General features: G+C 60.5%; 14 protein-coding genes, 1 pseudogene and 1 riboswitch. Of the genes and pseudogenes, 5 read left to right on the top strand and 10 right to left on the bottom strand.

Features of this window, described 5'->3' with window-relative positions:
- The first annotated feature begins 7 nt into the window (after positions 1–7).
- Complete coding sequence (locus tag HMPREF1316_RS03060) at positions 8–1,153, top strand: hypothetical protein (protein ID WP_021725468.1); 1,146 nt, start codon at positions 8–10, stop codon at positions 1,151–1,153.
- An 89-nt stretch (positions 1,154–1,242) separates the two neighbouring features.
- On the opposite strand, the gene HMPREF1316_RS03065 is transcribed toward HMPREF1316_RS03060, so the two are convergent.
- From HMPREF1316_RS03065 to HMPREF1316_RS14285, 3 genes are all read right to left on the bottom strand, one after another.
- Complete coding sequence (locus HMPREF1316_RS03065) at positions 1,243–2,160, bottom strand: serine O-acetyltransferase (protein ID WP_021725438.1); 918 nt, start codon at positions 2,158–2,160, stop codon at positions 1,243–1,245.
- 132 nt (positions 2,161–2,292) lie between these two features.
- Entirely contained in the window at positions 2,293–2,808 is a 516-nt protein-coding gene (locus tag HMPREF1316_RS03070) for a nitroreductase family protein (protein ID WP_021725406.1), read from the bottom strand.
- Positions 2,809–2,978: 170 nt separating this feature from the next.
- Positions 2,979–3,584 carry a hypothetical protein gene (locus tag HMPREF1316_RS14285; protein WP_021725421.1) on the bottom strand — a complete coding sequence of 202 codons (606 nt, stop codon included), beginning with the start codon at positions 3,582–3,584 and terminating at the stop codon, positions 2,979–2,981.
- Between the two features lie 333 nt (positions 3,585–3,917).
- Between HMPREF1316_RS14285 and HMPREF1316_RS03080 the strand changes: the two genes are divergently transcribed.
- From HMPREF1316_RS03080 to cytX, 4 genes and pseudogenes are all read left to right on the top strand, one after another.
- The gene (locus HMPREF1316_RS03080) at positions 3,918–5,084 is read left to right on the top strand and encodes an iron-containing alcohol dehydrogenase (RefSeq protein WP_021725460.1); all 1,167 of its coding nucleotides are present in this window, start codon (positions 3,918–3,920) and stop codon (positions 5,082–5,084) included.
- Positions 5,085–5,411: 327 nt separating this feature from the next.
- Positions 5,412–6,017 (top strand): DUF6088 family protein, encoded by a 606-nt coding sequence (locus HMPREF1316_RS03085; RefSeq protein WP_021725398.1) that lies wholly within the window; start codon positions 5,412–5,414, stop codon positions 6,015–6,017.
- A 135-nt stretch (positions 6,018–6,152) separates the two neighbouring features.
- Positions 6,153–7,031 (top strand): annotated as a pseudogene (locus tag HMPREF1316_RS14610) (nucleotidyl transferase AbiEii/AbiGii toxin family protein).
- Between the two features lie 415 nt (positions 7,032–7,446).
- Positions 7,447–7,560: riboswitch (TPP riboswitch) on the top strand.
- Complete coding sequence (cytX, locus tag HMPREF1316_RS03095; RefSeq protein WP_040651065.1) at positions 7,549–8,739, top strand: putative hydroxymethylpyrimidine transporter CytX; 1,191 nt, start codon at positions 7,549–7,551, stop codon at positions 8,737–8,739. (Overlaps the previous riboswitch by 12 nt.)
- A 304-nt stretch (positions 8,740–9,043) precedes the next feature.
- Here cytX and HMPREF1316_RS03100 read toward each other — a convergent pair whose 3' ends face one another.
- From HMPREF1316_RS03100 to HMPREF1316_RS03130, 7 genes are all read right to left on the bottom strand, one after another.
- Positions 9,044–9,499: a PTS sugar transporter subunit IIA gene (locus HMPREF1316_RS03100; protein ID WP_040651068.1), complete on the bottom strand. Its 456-nt coding sequence runs from the start codon at positions 9,497–9,499 to the stop codon at positions 9,044–9,046.
- A gap of 2 nt (positions 9,500–9,501) precedes the next feature.
- Positions 9,502–10,401, bottom strand: a complete 900-nt coding sequence (locus HMPREF1316_RS03105; protein ID WP_021725441.1) for an ROK family protein — start codon at positions 10,399–10,401, stop codon at positions 9,502–9,504.
- Between the two features lie 89 nt (positions 10,402–10,490).
- Positions 10,491–11,399 (bottom strand): ketose-bisphosphate aldolase, encoded by a 909-nt coding sequence (locus HMPREF1316_RS03110; RefSeq protein WP_232204409.1) that lies wholly within the window; start codon positions 11,397–11,399, stop codon positions 10,491–10,493.
- 42 nt (positions 11,400–11,441) lie between these two features.
- Positions 11,442–12,302, bottom strand: a complete 861-nt coding sequence (locus HMPREF1316_RS03115) for a class II fructose-bisphosphate aldolase (protein ID WP_021725457.1) — start codon at positions 12,300–12,302, stop codon at positions 11,442–11,444.
- Between the two features lie 71 nt (positions 12,303–12,373).
- Positions 12,374–13,498 carry a PTS fructose transporter subunit IIC gene (locus HMPREF1316_RS03120; protein ID WP_021725440.1) on the bottom strand — a complete coding sequence of 375 codons (1,125 nt, stop codon included), beginning with the start codon at positions 13,496–13,498 and terminating at the stop codon, positions 12,374–12,376.
- A 56-nt stretch (positions 13,499–13,554) separates the two neighbouring features.
- Positions 13,555–13,866: a PTS fructose transporter subunit IIB gene (locus tag HMPREF1316_RS03125; RefSeq protein WP_021725414.1), complete on the bottom strand. Its 312-nt coding sequence runs from the start codon at positions 13,864–13,866 to the stop codon at positions 13,555–13,557.
- A gap of 276 nt (positions 13,867–14,142) precedes the next feature.
- Positions 14,143–15,015 (bottom strand): MurR/RpiR family transcriptional regulator, encoded by an 873-nt coding sequence (locus HMPREF1316_RS03130; RefSeq protein ID WP_021725459.1) that lies wholly within the window; start codon positions 15,013–15,015, stop codon positions 14,143–14,145.
- Positions 15,016–15,252: the final 237 nt, after the last annotated feature.

A 15,252-nucleotide genomic window follows, 5' to 3' on the forward strand; every position in this document is an offset into this window, starting at 1 on the left:
TGCCATTATGGCACGAAGGGGCATGCGCAGCGACTGGGGCAGCGTCCAGGAGGCCGGCAGGGGCCGCTGGCGCATCCGCTACTGGGCCGAGGAGCCCGACGGCTACCGCAGGTGCAGCGAGACGGTGAGGGGCCGCAGAGCCGACGCCTACGACCGCCTGGCGGAGCTCAGGCTCGAGCACGGACATGACGCCCCATGCCCCACCGTGGGCGAGGTGTGGCGGCGCTGGTACAGGCCGATGCGGCAGCGCATGTGCGACGACGGCGAGCTCTCCCCGCAGACCCTCGCCACACAGGACTCCTCCTGGCGGCTGCACGTGGCCCCGACGTGGGGAGACGTCCCCTGCGACGGGGTGCGTCCGCTCGCCGTGCAGCAATGGCTCCTCACGCTCACGAGGGCCCAGGCCTCCCACGCCCGCATGGCCCTCTCCTCCGTGCTGTCGTGCGCCGTCCGCTACGAGTTCGTTGGCTCGAACCCCATGCGGAACTCCTACGTCATGCCGTCGCGCTCCACCTCTGGGGGCAGGGACAAGGGGCACTGGGACGCCGACGAGCTTGGCGCCGTGTGGAACGTCGTGCGCGGCGGGTGGTTCGAGGCGGCGTTCCTGCTCATGGCGTTCGGGTCGTGCCGGGTGGGCGAGTCGCTCGGGGTGCGCGACGGGGATCTGGAGGCCTACGGGCATGCCGGTGTGCCCTGCGCCATTGTGGACGTGGCCCGCCAGGTGCGCGGGACGGGCGGGGTCACCGACACGCTCAAGAACCCGCAGAGCAGGCGCGTGGTGGTGGTGCCGGGCCCCATGGGAGAGCGGCTGCTAGACATCAGGGAAGGCCCCTCGTCACCCTGGCTCACCGGAGACGGCCTGGGCGGCCCGACCACCCAGCATGCGCTCAAGTCCTCATGGTCCCGAATGCTCGCCAGGCTCCCCCCGGACATTGGACGCCACGCTCCGTCGTCGCTCAGGAGGTCATGGGAGACCATAGCCCGATGGACGCTCCGCCTGCCGCCTTGGGCGAGCGAGACCCTCATGGGGCACGTGCCCGTCTCGGGAGGGGCCGTCACGGCCCAGCACTACGACCAGCCTGGTGCCACGCAGCTCGCCGACATGGTCTGCGAGGCCTACGCCGAGCACCCCTACGGGGATGCCTGGGCATGAGCGGCATCAACCACAATCGTCGCTGATGGGACGATTTGGGACTAAATTCAGCTACTCACAGCAATCTACCTGCGGTTATAAAAAATTGCCTAGATGACGTAGAACCAGGGCGCCTCGGGCTCATCCGGCTTGCGGATGGTGATCTCCTGATCCTTGAGCTTGACGCGCGCATTCTCGGGTACCGACTCCACCACGAAGGCGCTGCCACTGATGACGGCACCGCTGCCGATCACGGTCTCGCCACCTAGGATGCTCGCGTTGGAGTAGACGGTCACGTTGTCACCCAGCGTGGGATGGCGCTTGGTGCCTGAGAGCTCCTGCCCCTTGCGCAGGGAGAGCGCGCCGAGCGTGACGCCCTGATAGAGCTTCACGTGATCACCGATGACGGTCGTCTCGCCAATGACGACGCCCGTACCATGATCGATGAAGAAGTACTCGCCGATCTGCGCGCCCGGGTTGATGTCGATGCCCGTCTTGCCGTGCGCGTACTCGGTCATGAGGCGCGGGATCAGGGGGACCTCGAGCTCATAGAGCACGTGGGCCATGCGATAGACGAAGATCGCGAAGAGCCCCGGATAGGAGACGAGCACCTCGGCATAGCTCTCCGCCGCCGGGTCACCGTCGAAGAGCGCCTCGATGTCCTTGAGCAGCAGGGAGTGCACCCCTGGGAGCGCATCCATGAACGACGAGACCTTCTCGGACGCCCGTTCGCTCACGACGTCCGCATCCAGCGAGGCGTCCCCAAAGAGCAGGGCGTTGCTCACCTGATCCTGAAGGACGCGCTCGATGTGCAGCAGCTTCTCCCCCATCAGCAGGTCGGAGCTCTCGCCTGCGGCACTCGCATCGTCAAAGTAGCCGGGGAACATGAGACTGCGGATGTCCTTCAGCAGGGCGACGCAGGTGTCACGCCGGGGGAAGCAGCGATGGCGCGGGCCAAAGAGCTCGTTCTCGTCGTTGTAGCGAGTCCTGAACGCGGCAACGTTCCTGCTGAGACTAGCGCCCTGCATTGGCGTCCCTCCCCTTGATGGCCAGGCACCCCGATCTGGGGTGCCTGGCCTCGCATGCATCGTGCCTGTTATACCCCATCAAGGGGCGGACACTCCCCGCTGGGTGGGAAAATCCTGATGCACGGCAGCGCGCTACCGATACCGCACCAAATCAAAAAGTGGGCGCGATTCCATGTGCGAACGGGACGGTCGTGCCTCCTCGGCAGGATAGCCCACCGGCATCAGGAGCACGCTGCGCTCGCTCTGGGGAAGGCCGAAGAGCCGCTCGGATTCCGACACGTGATACCAGTTGACCCAGATGGTACCCAGGCCTAGCTCCACCGCACGCAGCATGACATGGGTGGCGACGATGCTCACGTCCTGCTCGCCGGAATGGAACTGGGGCTCCCAGGGATTCTGATAGTCCTTGGTCTGGTCATACGCAAACAGCAGCACGATGGGTGCACCATAACGACATTTGGTGATGGCATCCACCTTGGCGAGCGCCTCATCGCTTTGGAGCACATAGATGCGCTCAGATTGCATGTTCTTGGCCGTGGGCGCCACAAGCAGACATTCCAGCAGCCGATCGAGCAGCCCCTGGGAGGGCCTCTCGCCTGAGAACCTCCGCACCGAATAGCGTTGCCTGGCAAGCTCCATGAAGCCCATGGTCATCTCCCCTCGCCCAGGTGACATGTGGTGACAACATCATTGTGCCATCTTGTATCAACTCTGAAAATGAGGGATGGGCCAACGGAGCGATTACGGCTTTGGGTTACGACAGGGCGTCACGAGGCACCATAGCCACAGGACACCTGCCACGGGAACGGTGCGCGAACCTACCTGAGGATGCCCGTCAGTTTCAGCACCAAGAGCATCAGGTCAATGAGGGAGATCACGATGCCTGCCAGGGCAAGGCCCTTCCTGGAGCTGCGGAGGCCGTAGGCGCTGAACCCAAGCGCCAGGAGGATCAGCACCCCACCAGGGCTCAGCCTCGGGAACATCGCCAGGATGAGGCCGATGAGGGCGACGACAAAGCCAGCGATGGCAAAGGTGCCGTTGCGCCTCCTTGATTTGGCTGCCTGCTCCTGGAGCTGCGTCGGAACGGTGCCGGGCTGTATGCCCGCCTGACTCTGCAGCGATGCCTCCAGCTCGGCCATCAGCTCGCGGAAGTGATTCTTGCCGACGGACTTCACATAGCCATTGTCGACGGCGGTCGGCTTGGTGTACTTGCCGATCCACCCATCGATCTCGACGGTCGCATCCGTGATCCCACACGTCAGCCCCATGCGCCCGTAGAGGATGGGGTCATTGAGCTCCCAAAAGACCCTACCGTCATCAGCCGTCTTCTGCTCGAACTTGTGCGTCGTCAGAAAGACGTAGACCGCATTCTGCGCATCGGGCAGGGGGAGCTTGTGCTGGATGGTGAAGTGGGTGGTAGGCATTGTCGGTTCCTTTCCTCATGACGTGCCGGGCCTCTCGGTGCCGGCGGCGCTCCCATGCTAGTAATATTGAAACATCATTATATCGCTCGCATCAATCGCATGTCCAGATGAGGGGCTGACGACGCCAATGATCCCCATCACCGGCATCCTGCCCATGGTCGTGCCCCGCACGACGGCCGGCTGCTCGCGCGCACGGCCTCCAACCGCGGCCCTCTACCGCGACCAAGACGGCTGCGGCCGAAACCCGCTGGCGCATTCGTGCCCACGGGCAATACATCATGTGCAATTCATATAATGGGGACATGAGGCACTGCGACCATGCGAGGAGAGAGCATGCTCAACTTCACCCACGACATCCCAACCAAGCTCCACTTCGGCAAGGGCGCCATCGAACACCTGGCGCCGGCGCTCGACGCCTTCGGCAAGAACGTGCTATTGGCCTACGGCGGCGGCTCGGTCAAGAGGTCCGGCCTCTACGACACCATCCTCGACATCCTGCGCGACGGGAACTTCAAGGTCACCGAGCTCGACGGCATCGAGCCCAACCCCCGCATCGAGTCGGTCGAGCGCGGCGTGGAGCTCTGCGGACAGAACGGCATCGACGTCATCCTGGCAGTTGGCGGTGGCTCCACCATCGACTGCGGCAAGGCCGTCGCGACCGGCATCTTCTGGGAGGGCGACCTGTGGGACATGGTCACCTCGCGCCATGGCCAGCTGCGCGCACTGCCCATCGTCGACGTGCTCACCATCGCGGCGACCGGCTCCGAGTTCGACGGTGGCGGTGTGATCTCCAACATGGCCCTCAGCCAGAAGGTCGGCAACAGCTATACCTATCCTGCCGTCTCCATCTGCGACCCCACCTACACCTTCACGGTGCCTGCCTACCAGACCGCCGCCGGCTCCGCCGACATCATGAGCCACGTCTTCGAGGGCTACTTCAGCCGCACCATGGACTCCGACCTCTCCGATGGCATCGCCGAGGCCATCCTCAAGTCGGTCATGCGCAACTGCCCCACCGCCCTCGCCAATCCCGAGGACTACGAGGCGCGCGCCAACCTCATGGCCGACTCCTCGGTGGCGTGCTCGGGCATTCCCGAGTACGGCAAGCAGTCCACCGGTTGGCCCTGCCATGCCATGGAGCACCAGCTCTCCGCCTTTTATGACATCACGCATGGCGTTGGCCTGGCCATCCTCACCCCGCGCTGGATGCGCCACATCCTGGCCAAGGACGCCACGACGCTGCCACGCTTCGTGAGGTTCGCCCGCAATGTGATGGGCCTCGACGGCGACGACGAACTCTCCCTCGCGCACGCCGCGATCGATGCGCTCGAGGACTACCTCACGTCCACGGGCATCCCCATGGCCCTCACCGAGCTGGGCATCGGCCGCGAGCACTTCGCCGAGATGACCGCGCGGGCCAACAGGGGCGGTCGCCTGGACAACGCCTTCGTACCGCTCACCGACGAGGACATCGAGCAGATCCTTGAGGCCTGCCTGTAGGTCGGTACGGGGCAGCGCACACCCGTGCGAGTCAGCAGTTCAAACATAGCGGCAGCCCATGGGGAATCCCTGGGTTGCCGTTTTCATGCCGAGACTGCAGTGGCCTTTTCCCTATAGCTGGCGCCATCTTCGTTACGGAGCAGTTGGAAGGTCATGTTCACTGTTGCGAAGTCAGCTGACAATACGAGCGCTTAGGACGGTCTCGAGTTCGCAAGATGGCTCTTCAGAGCAGTGGTGAGATAGTGAGCTCAAATTTAATGAACCCGCCTATCCTTGTTCCTATAATCACATTTACTATATTATATTCGTGATTTTGAGAGGAGTACGATGAACGACAGGGGCCTAAAGGACGGTATCCGCCGTAAGGTCGAGAACCTCCCGGAGGATACGGCTTTCACATCGAGCGACTTCGCGGACATCGCCGATTCACAGAACGTACGCCAGGCGCTCAAGGAGCTCACGGACAACGGCACGATAGCGCGTGCCACCCGTGGCGTCTACTACAAGCCGCGCTTCAGCGGCCTGTTGGGGCAGGTGGTGCCGCCCGATGTCGATGAGGTGGCACATGCTATCGCGAGGGCGCGGGGCTGGGAAATCGCACCTTCCGGTGACCACGCGCTGAACATGCTGGGGCTGGACACCCAGGTGCCAGCCGTTTACGCATACATCAGCACCGGCCCGTACGTCAGCATCCAGGTAGGACCCTACAAGGTGCGGTTCAAGCATGCCGCAAACAGGAACGTCGTCGGAATGTCACCGCTCACTGCCCTCGTCGTGCAGGCACTCAAGACCCTCGGCAAGGACAGAGCGAACGGACACGTCATCGACCGCATATCAAAGAGGCTGACTGTCCATGAGAAGGAGACGCTGCTTGCGGAAACTGGGCACGCCACGGCATGGATCCGCGACGCCATCCACGAAATCACGCAATAGGAGAACCACATGCTGAACGTAGCGAAGGCAAATGACAGGGAGCGATCCGACCTCATCAGGATTACGGCGGCTGAGAAGAGACTCCAGCCGGCAATCATCGAGAAGGACCTGTAGGTCTGTTACCTACTCGACCACCTGTTCTGCCACAGCGAGTTCAGGGGCTCCATCATCTTTAAGGGTGGCACAAGCCTATCGAAAGCCTATCATCTCATCGAGCGGTTCTCAGAGGACGTCGATCTCATACTCGACTGGCGGCTCATAGGTTATGGCATCGACGAGCCCTGGGAGGAGCGCTCCAACACCAAGCAGGACGGATTCAAGCTCGAGACTGTCGAGCGCACAAACCGTTATCTCGCCGAAGTCTTCATTCCATCGCTGAAGGAGGGGCTCTCGGAAAGACTCGGTTTCGAGGCAGACGTACGAGCTGGTGCCGAAGAGGAGACCGTTCTCTTTGCCTACCCAAGGTTGCTCTCATCCGAATCGACGCTGGATGTAGTGAAGCTGGAGATTGGTCCGCTGGCCGCGTTGACGCCGTCGACACCGGTGGGAGATAACGCCCTACGCCGCCGAGCTGCACCCGGAAGCCTTCTCGCAGCCGTCAACCATAGTCGAAACGGCCGTAGCTGAGCGCACCTTTGGGAGAAAGCTACCATCCTGCACCAGGAGGCCAACCGTCCCATGGGCAAGGCAATGCCGAAACGCTACTCGCGCCACTATTACGATATGTACCGCCTCGGACATTCTGATGTTGCGGCCCGCGCCATCGCGCAACCTAAGTTGCTCGCCAAGGTCATCGCCTTTAAAGAGAAGTCCTACCGCACGCCCTGGGCAAGGCCCGCCGACGCCAGGCCCGGCACGCTCAAGCTGACCCCACAGGCGGAGCGATTGGCCGAGCTCGCCGCCGACTATGGGAGCATGCAGCCGATGATCTTCGGTGAGGCACCCGCATTTGACGATGTGGTCGCCTTCATGTCCGACCTGGAGTCGCGCATCAACGCGACGGCAAGAACATAGAGAAATGTGATTGCGGCAACAATGATCTGGGAGATGGAGGTAATCATCCACATCACATCACCCCTCCTCGCTTAACTCCTAGTGCTTTGCTGGGTATGATGCAGGAATCGTCAACGCACGCATCATGCAGGGTGCGCCAAGGAGGGCCCTTGCTGGTGGCGCTGGGCGCCGTACAGAGGGGCGACCAGATCGCCTACTTCAACAACTACCGCGAGCTGGGCTCCATGTCGATGACCTCCTACATCTTCATGTAAGCATGCGGACCTCCGGCACATACGCTAAAGGCCTCTAACGATTGCTCGAGCCGATCGTGATGAACACCACGGTGCACGTTAGACGCAAGGAAACCGGAGCATATCAAGACATTACACGGCAATCGGACCATCCTTGTGCTGCATATAACCACGCACTAAAATTACGACCAATGGGGAGCTCGCGAGATGCGGGCTGAGAGGGAGCGTATGCCCGCTCCGACCCTATGAACCTGATGCGGGTAATGCCGTCGAAGGGAGTGCGTATGTCGCAGCCACGCGTTTTGTCCTCTTCGAAATTGGGATGGGTCTGGTTCGGGGCAGCCGTGTCCCTTGCCGAGATCCTCACGGGAACGTTCTTCGCCCCGCTCGGATTCGAGATGGGTATAGCCGCCATCCTTGTGGGTCACGTCATTGGATGTGCGTTGTTCTACCTGGTAGGCTTCGTCAGTGCGAAAACCGGCGAGTCGGCCATGGAAGTCGCGAACCGCTCGTTCGGCCGTTTCGGTGCCGATGCGTTTTCCATTGCGAACGTGATCCAGCTCATTGGTTGGACGGCCATCATGATCATGTCCGGTGCTACGGCCGCCACATTGCTGATGCCACAGCTGGGCGTGGCAGGTTGGAGCGTCATCATAGGCGCGCTCATCGTGCTGTGGATCGCCATCGGTATGAAGAAGATGGGCACGGTGCAATCGATTGCCGCCATCGTACTAGTGGCGCTCACGTTCGCGGTGAGCTTCGTCGTATTTGGCGACAGCACCAAAGCCTCTGCGGTGAGCGCCGAGAACCTGTCATTCGGCGCGGCAATCGAGCTGGCTGCTGCGATGCCGCTTTCATGGCTGCCCGTTGCGGGCGACTACCTGTGCACCGCCAAGAGGCCAGCGGCCGGCACCACGCTCGCTACTGGCGCGTACTTCATCGGAAGCTGCTGGATGTTCGCTATCGGGCTGGGATGCGCGCTGTTTGCCGGGTCGGACGATGTCGCCACCGTGCTGGCGCAGTCGGGCATGGGCGCTGTGGGCATTCTCGTCGTTGTGATTTCCACGGTGACTACCACGTTCCTCGACGCGCAATCCGCTGGCGTATCTGCCGAATCCATCCATCCACGCCTGCACGCGCGCGTCTGCGGCATCGCGGCAGCCGTTATTGGCTGCGTACTGGCCATCGTGGCCCCGGTGGGCGACTTCGAGGGGTTCCTGTACCTCATCGGCTCGGTGTTCGCGCCAATGGCGACCATCGTGTGCGTGAATTATTTCGTGCTGCACCGCAACCGCGCGGGCGTGCGCATTGATTGGCACAACGTGGTGCTGTGGCTGCTCGGATTTGGACTGTATCGTCTCTCGCTCGATTGGGTGCTTCCATGCGGCAATACGCTGCCCGTGATGGCAATCATCGCCATCACGGCAGTCGTGATTGACGTCATCGAGCGGAAGATGCGCCGACAGTGTGCGTAATGCCGCTGACGTTTCTCCTTGAGCCTCGGCGCGGCGGGCGGCATGTACGATCCCGCCGCGCTTGGGGAGTCCCCCTTCCTTGTCATCCAAAGAGTGTCACCAAAACGTCCTAGCCATCAACACCGAGCACTGGTCGATCGCACCGGAGGGGTTCACGATGACATGACCGAGAAGGGCCGGAAGAGGATAGGGACAATGATGGACATGTTAGGACATTGGTCCATCATGTCGGGACATGTCTCAACATGTGGGTCACGTGCACCTCTTGGATACTTGATGGCCCACATCGACTATTGAGTATGCCCTACTCCTTCTCCAGCTCGGTGTTTATGGCGTTGACGATACCCTCGACATCGTTGGCGTCACGCACGAGCCTTTTGAAGTCATCGTCCATGAGCAGCACCGCGGTCTTGGAAAGAAGCTTGAGGTGCGTCGTGCCGGCCTGGCTGTTGGGAACCAGAAGGGCGATGGCGATATCCACAGGCTTGCCGTCGAACGAGGGCCACTCGACCGCATGGTCGTTCTTATAGACGATGACTGTTGCACGCCTGATCTCATTGCACTTAGCGTGAGGAATCGCAAAGCCCTCGGTCATGCCCGTCTCGCCCAGAGCCTCTCGATCGATGAATGACTGGTGCACTGCCGCGGCATCGTCAGTCACGCCAAGCTGAACGGCCTTGCGGGCCACATCCCAAAGAGCCTCGTCCTTGCTATCCGCATGCTGTCCAAGCATCACGTTGTCTGACTTCAGAAAGCCCATCGTCACACCGCTTTCGTATCTAGCTGTTCTGCACAAAGAGCTCGACGGCCTAGCTCGATGGCACCGAGGATGCCTTGCGCACCACCACATCCCGCCGGAACGATGTACTCGCTGATGTTCTCTACCTGGGAGGTCGCGATGTAACCGTGCAGAATCTCCTGGACCTTGTCACGCACGAGTGGGAAGAGCTGACCCTGGCTCATCACACCTCCACCGAGCACAATCCTCTGCGGCGCATAGCAAAGGACGTAGGTGCTGACACCCTCCGCAAGATAGGCTGCCTCGAGGTCCCACACGCGGTCATCGGAGGCAAGGTCAGCGGCCTTCTTGCCCCAGCGTCTCTCGATCGAGGGGCCTGATGCCATGCCCTCGAGGCAGCTGTCGTGGTAGGGGCACACGCTCCTGCCACGGTCGCCCTCAACTTTCGGGACAACAATGTGACCTGCCTCAGGGTGCAGCATTCCGTGGAGCAGGGTGCCCTCGATCATGACACCAGCGCCGATGCCGGTTCCGACAGTCACATACACAACGCAGTCGCATCCCCTTGCCGCACCAAACGTCGCCTCGCCCAGGCATGCAGCGTTGACATCCGTGTCATATCCGACGGGAATGCCCAACTCACGCATGAAGTCGCCCCGGAAGTGGTGGTACTTCCAAGCTGACTTGGGCGTCTCAAGAATCTGCCCATACCGTGGGTCACTCGGACTCACGCATGTGGGGCCAAACGCACCGATGCCCAGTGCATCTATGTCACGGCTACGGAACCACTCGACCATGTGGGGCACACACTGCGCTGGATCGGTTGTAGGAATCTGCGTGCGCTCGAACACGTCTCCCGTGCCATCGCCCACGGCAAGAACCATCTTGGTTCCGCCCGCCTCGATGCCGCCGATCCTGCTCATGCCATCCACCTCATGACTCACTAGACAAAACGGGATAGAAAGCGACCCTGTAGCCCTTGGCCGTCGGGGCCATTCTCGGGGAGGGCTTCTTACTCGAGGCCCGCCCTCCACTGCCTGACGCCGGACTCACGGTACAGCGCGGCCTTGCCAATGCTGCCGAACAGCTTCATCTTGTGCATGATGACCTGCTTGCCGGCCTCTATGCACTCGGGGAACAGGTTGTTGGGATCCCAGCCACTGTTGGGTTGCGCGAGAATCTCGCGGGCCTTCGTGAAGAACGCGCTCTTGTAGTCGGAGGAGATGTTGACCTTCTGGATACCGATCCCCACGGCCTCGACCACCTCAGCGTCGGGATTGCCCGAGCCTCCGTGGAGGACCAAGGGAATGTCGACGGCATCCTTGATGCCCTGGAGAACGTCCATGCGCAGCTTTGGGGTAACGCCCTTGGGGTACAGGCCATGGCAGGTGCCGATAGCAACAGCCAGGGTGTCAACGCCGGTTTTCTCGACGAAGACCCTAGCGTCGTCAGGATCGGTGTACTTGACCTCAGTCATACCGCCCTCGATAGTCACACCAGTCGTGCCGATGGTACCAAGCTCACCCTCAACGGACACGTCGATCATGTGGCAGTAGCGCACGACCTCAGCAGTCTTCTCGATGTTCTCCTCAAAGGGAAGCAGGGAGCCGTCCAGCATGACGGAGCTGAAGCCGTCATGCACGGCGCGCATGATGGACTCGATGGAGTCGCCATGGTCCATATGCAGGACAAAGGGAACGGGACTGTTGCCGATGCGATCGACCATGTACTGCACGAACTCGTCCTTGCAGTACTCGAGCTCGGTGGGGTGTACGGCAATGATCGCGGGAGAGTCGTTCTCCTCGGCGGCCTCCACGACCGTGCGGAACAGGTTGGACTCGGAGACGTTGTAGGCGCCCACTGCAAAGTGCTTGGCCTGAGCTACCGCGAGCATCTGATTCATGTTAAGAAGCATTGCCATCTAACCTTTCTCGAATGAGGGATCATTGCTGAGTTAGCACAATTACCAGAGCGCCTTGTCCTTGGAACCAGTCAGCTCGATGTATCTCTCAAGGACCTTGGAACCCGCAAGGTAGGAGTGGTGTAGCAGCTCGGGGTAGTCGTACTCGGAATCTTGCCTGAGGGCGCTGTCGATGAAAGTACGCTGGGCAATCATGTAGTCCGTTCCAACGTTGATCTTGTTGACGCCGCACTCGACGGAGCGCCTGATGTTCTCGGAGCCAGAACCCGAGCCACCGTGGAGCACCAGGGGGATGCCCGTCTCCTTCTTGATCTTCTCGACGATGTCGAAGTGGAACGTGGGAACATAGCCTTCCGGGTAGTCGCCATGCGTGGACCCAAACGAGACGGCAAGGGCATCCACACCCGTCCTCTTGATGAAGTCGATGGCCACATCAGGGTTGGTGTACATGTCCGCATCCGTATAGCCAGAACCCTCCCCCACCAGTCCCATGTTGCCGACCTCGGCCTCAACGCTTGCGTCATACTGTTGGGCAAACTCGACGATGGACGTGGTGATTCGCACGTTCTCGTCGAAGGCGTAGGCAGAGGCGTCAATCATCACGCTGGAGAACCCATTGTGGAGGCAGCGCTTGAGGTGAGCGACATCACTGCCATGATCGAGGTTGATGGCAACGGGGACCGGCGCCTTCTGGGCCATCTTGACAATGGGCCCCGTCAGGATGTCACTGTCGAAGTACTTCTTGATGTGCTCCTGCAGCAGATCGATGATGATTGGCGCGTGCATCTTGCAGGCAGCATGGATGATACCAGCAGCGGACTCAAGGTTGAAGGCGTTGATCGCCATGACGGCGTAGCCCCCCTCGTTCGCCTTCTGGAGCATCCCACGCATGGACTCATACATTTCAAACCTTTCAGTGCTGCAGTGGAACGAGCTGGGGCGCGAGAACTCGAACCCGCACCCCTGGGAAAGACCTAGCTGAAGCTCAGACCAGAAAGGTCGACCTCTTCTTCCTCCTCTTCGGTATTGAGGTCATCGACCTCCTCAGGCTTCAAGGGCCTCTTCAGAAGCACCAGGAGCAGCGCGGTGACGAGCGCGCCGGCGAGAAGGGCGACCAGGGCCCAGCCGGGGTTCCTCATCATCGGAACGACGAACATGCCACCGGAGGGGACCATGGACTCGACACCCATGGAGAAGGCGATGGCGCCGCAGACCGCATCACCGAGGGCAGTGCTGATGACGGTACGAACGAGGTCGTTCATGGCGATGGGTATGACGCCCTCGGTGATCATGCAGACGCCCATGGGGAAGGCCACCTTGATGTTCTCGATCTCGGAGAGCTTGAAGACGGGCTTCTTGAAGACATACTTGGAAAGGACGAGGGCGAGCGTCACGCCAAACGGGGGAGCCATGGAGCCGAGGACCTTGACCGCCTCGGGACCATAGATGCCGTCTGCCATCATGCCATCGCAGATGAGGTTGGGAACCTTGGAGATCGCCCCACCGTAGTCGAGGTGTTGGATGAAACCAAGGATGAAGCCGGTAACGAACTTCTGGCTGTAGTCAAGTCCCTTGATGAACGCAGTCAGACCTGCGGTGATGGCGGCAATGGGTCCACCGAGGATGAAGACCATGATGAGCCCGGCGGCGATGGCGGTGAGCGTGGGGATGATCATCATGGGCATAAGGGCCTGCGCCCACTTGGGAACGGTAAGGTAGGTCTCGAGCCACAGGGCGATGTAGCCGGCAATGATGCCGCCGATCATGCCACCCAGGAAGCCGGCGCCAAGGAACGATGCGACCTGGCCCATGAGGAAGCCGGGAGCGAGGCCAGGGCGATCGGCGATTGCATAGGCGATGTAGCCGGCGATGAACGAAGGCAGGAGGCCCATGCCGAAGACGCCGATGGTGGTGAGAGCGGACGGAATGGTGATTCCCTCGAGCGTGGTGACGTTCTGACCACCCGTGAGGTTGCCGATTGCAATCAACAGACCGGATGCGACGACCAGGGGAAGAAGGTAGCTAATTGCCGTAAGGATTGGTGCCTTGATGCCAACCTTCTTCATCTTCTTCTTCGGCCTCTCCATCTCTTCAGTCATTGCGCACTCCCCTTCCTTAGAAATGCCTTCCCACACGTATGACGTTCTTCCAACGCCTACTTGCCAAGTTCCTGATGGATCTTCGCCACAATCTGCTTGGGAGCCTTGATGGCCAAATCTGTCGGGATCTTCATGACCCTCTTGTCCTTGAAGCGGTCAGTCCCCTCGATATGCACGTCGATGCACAGGAGGATGCAGTCGGCATCCTCAATCTGCTGCGGAGTCAGTTCGTCCTCGACCCCGATGGTGCCCTGAGTCTCCATGTGAATCTCGTCACCCGCCGCCTTGGCAGCCTTAACGATGGCCTCTTTTGCCATGTAGGTATGGGCGATACCGCTGCAGCATGCACAAACCCCAACGATATTCATGCATTCCCTCCTCTTGTCGCTCTACGCGATACCTGTCTTGCGCACTACACCCTGTCCTGTCGCGAGCAGTTGTAACTATATTTCATGTTACATGTTTTTTTGGAATTACGTTCCAACAGTCTTCTTCCCTATACGGGCGGTCGGATTTTGGAGACGAGCGGCATCCATACGGCCTTCAGGAGCAGAAGAGCAGCCAAGAGGAAAAGACGGCCCACCAGGGAGAGATGTGGCGGGCCGTCAGATTGTCATGAGAAACTGGTCGTTCTCGCAAGTGTCCTAGTAGAACGTGGGTGTATTCTCCTTATCACGTCCGAGGCTCTTCCTCTCCATGCGGACGTGCTCCCTCACGTTCTTTCCATGCGCGAGGAGGAACATGAACAGCGTCTCGACAATGAAGTTCTCCGGAACGTGCGTCGAGAACTGTGGCCCAGTGAGCATCGGGTCACGCATCACAGCGGTGAAAACCACATCAGAGCGGAGGGCAAGCACGGAAGCCGGATTTGACGTGATGAATAGTATGGGGGTCCCAGAATCCTCCGCGTTGTCGACGATGGTCTCCAAGCGATGAGAATAGCCGGATGACGAGACCACGAACAGCAGGTCGTTGCGCCTCAGTGACAGGGAGTCGAGAATCATGACCTCGGTGTTGGCCGGGCAGTTGGCTCGAATTCCGATCTGACCAAGACGGAACGCGAAGTTAGAGCAGATGGGGATGGAGTTGCCAACGGCTGCGAACAGGATGCTGTCAGAGTTCATGATGAGACCCACCGCCTTGCTGACGTTGTCCGAATTCATCTGCTCCGCAGTACCCTTGAGCTCCTGGATCTTGTTCTCAAGAATGTAGCTGATGGAGGCATCCATGTTGTCGAGGGAGATCTCGGATACCTCATCCCCCTCCGGAACGTCAGCCCCTGCCTGATCGGAGGCGATCGCCAACCGAAGGTCCGAGAAGCTCTCGTAACCGATATGCCGGACGAAGCGGGACACTGTCGCACTTGACGCTTCGCTCCGCACGGCGATGTCTCGAAGCGAGAGCTTTGCGACCTCGCTGACATTTTGGATGATGAAGTCCGCAACCTTCTTCTCGGTGTCAGACAACGCTTCGTAAGCTGCACATATGGTGTTGACGGCGCTTTCCTGTGGGCTCATGCGAGTACTTCCATCCACTTCGTTAGAGACTCTCGTTGCCCCTTGTATGCTTTGAACATAAGAGACTGCGGTGGCTATCCTGTATCTGCCTCTCCCATTCTGAACTCATGCAAACAGACGGCGCCACCGTACCTCGCACTCCTCCCTGAGTGACCTCGTGAGTGTCGACCTGAAGGTCAGCCCTCAGACCCCCGAGACGATCGGGAAGCAGATCGCTGTATATACGGCCTCCGATCC

Origin of the sequence: Olsenella profusa F0195 (assembly GCF_000468755.1) — a bacterium.
Taxonomy (GTDB): Bacteria; Actinomycetota; Coriobacteriia; order Coriobacteriales; family Atopobiaceae; genus Olsenella_F; species Olsenella_F profusa.

Excerpts from the sequence above, each read along its gene's own strand:
- HMPREF1316_RS03130 (WP_021725459.1), bottom strand. The coding sequence starts at position 15,015 with ATGAGCCCACAGGAAAGCGCCGTCAACACCATATGTGCAGCTTACGAA.
- HMPREF1316_RS03060 (WP_021725468.1), top strand. The coding sequence starts at position 8 with ATGGCACGAAGGGGCATGCGCAGCGACTGGGGCAGCGTCCAGGAGGCC.
- HMPREF1316_RS14285 (WP_021725421.1), bottom strand. The coding sequence starts at position 3,584 with ATGCCTACCACCCACTTCACCATCCAGCACAAGCTCCCCCTGCCCGAT.
- HMPREF1316_RS03125 (WP_021725414.1), bottom strand. The coding sequence starts at position 13,866 with ATGAATATCGTTGGGGTTTGTGCATGCTGCAGCGGTATCGCCCATACC.
- HMPREF1316_RS03080 (WP_021725460.1), top strand. The coding sequence starts at position 3,918 with ATGCTCAACTTCACCCACGACATCCCAACCAAGCTCCACTTCGGCAAG.
- cytX (WP_040651065.1), top strand. The coding sequence starts at position 7,549 with ATGTCGCAGCCACGCGTTTTGTCCTCTTCGAAATTGGGATGGGTCTGG.
- HMPREF1316_RS03105 (WP_021725441.1), bottom strand. The coding sequence starts at position 10,401 with ATGAGCAGGATCGGCGGCATCGAGGCGGGCGGAACCAAGATGGTTCTT.
- HMPREF1316_RS03085 (WP_021725398.1), top strand. The coding sequence starts at position 5,412 with ATGAACGACAGGGGCCTAAAGGACGGTATCCGCCGTAAGGTCGAGAAC.
- HMPREF1316_RS03120 (WP_021725440.1), bottom strand. The coding sequence starts at position 13,498 with ATGACTGAAGAGATGGAGAGGCCGAAGAAGAAGATGAAGAAGGTTGGC.
- HMPREF1316_RS03070 (WP_021725406.1), bottom strand. The coding sequence starts at position 2,808 with ATGGGCTTCATGGAGCTTGCCAGGCAACGCTATTCGGTGCGGAGGTTC.
- HMPREF1316_RS03065 (WP_021725438.1), bottom strand. The coding sequence starts at position 2,160 with ATGCAGGGCGCTAGTCTCAGCAGGAACGTTGCCGCGTTCAGGACTCGC.
- HMPREF1316_RS03110 (WP_232204409.1), bottom strand. The coding sequence starts at position 11,399 with ATGGCAATGCTTCTTAACATGAATCAGATGCTCGCGGTAGCTCAGGCC.
- HMPREF1316_RS03115 (WP_021725457.1), bottom strand. The coding sequence starts at position 12,302 with ATGTATGAGTCCATGCGTGGGATGCTCCAGAAGGCGAACGAGGGGGGC.
- HMPREF1316_RS03100 (WP_040651068.1), bottom strand. The coding sequence starts at position 9,499 with ATGGGCTTTCTGAAGTCAGACAACGTGATGCTTGGACAGCATGCGGAT.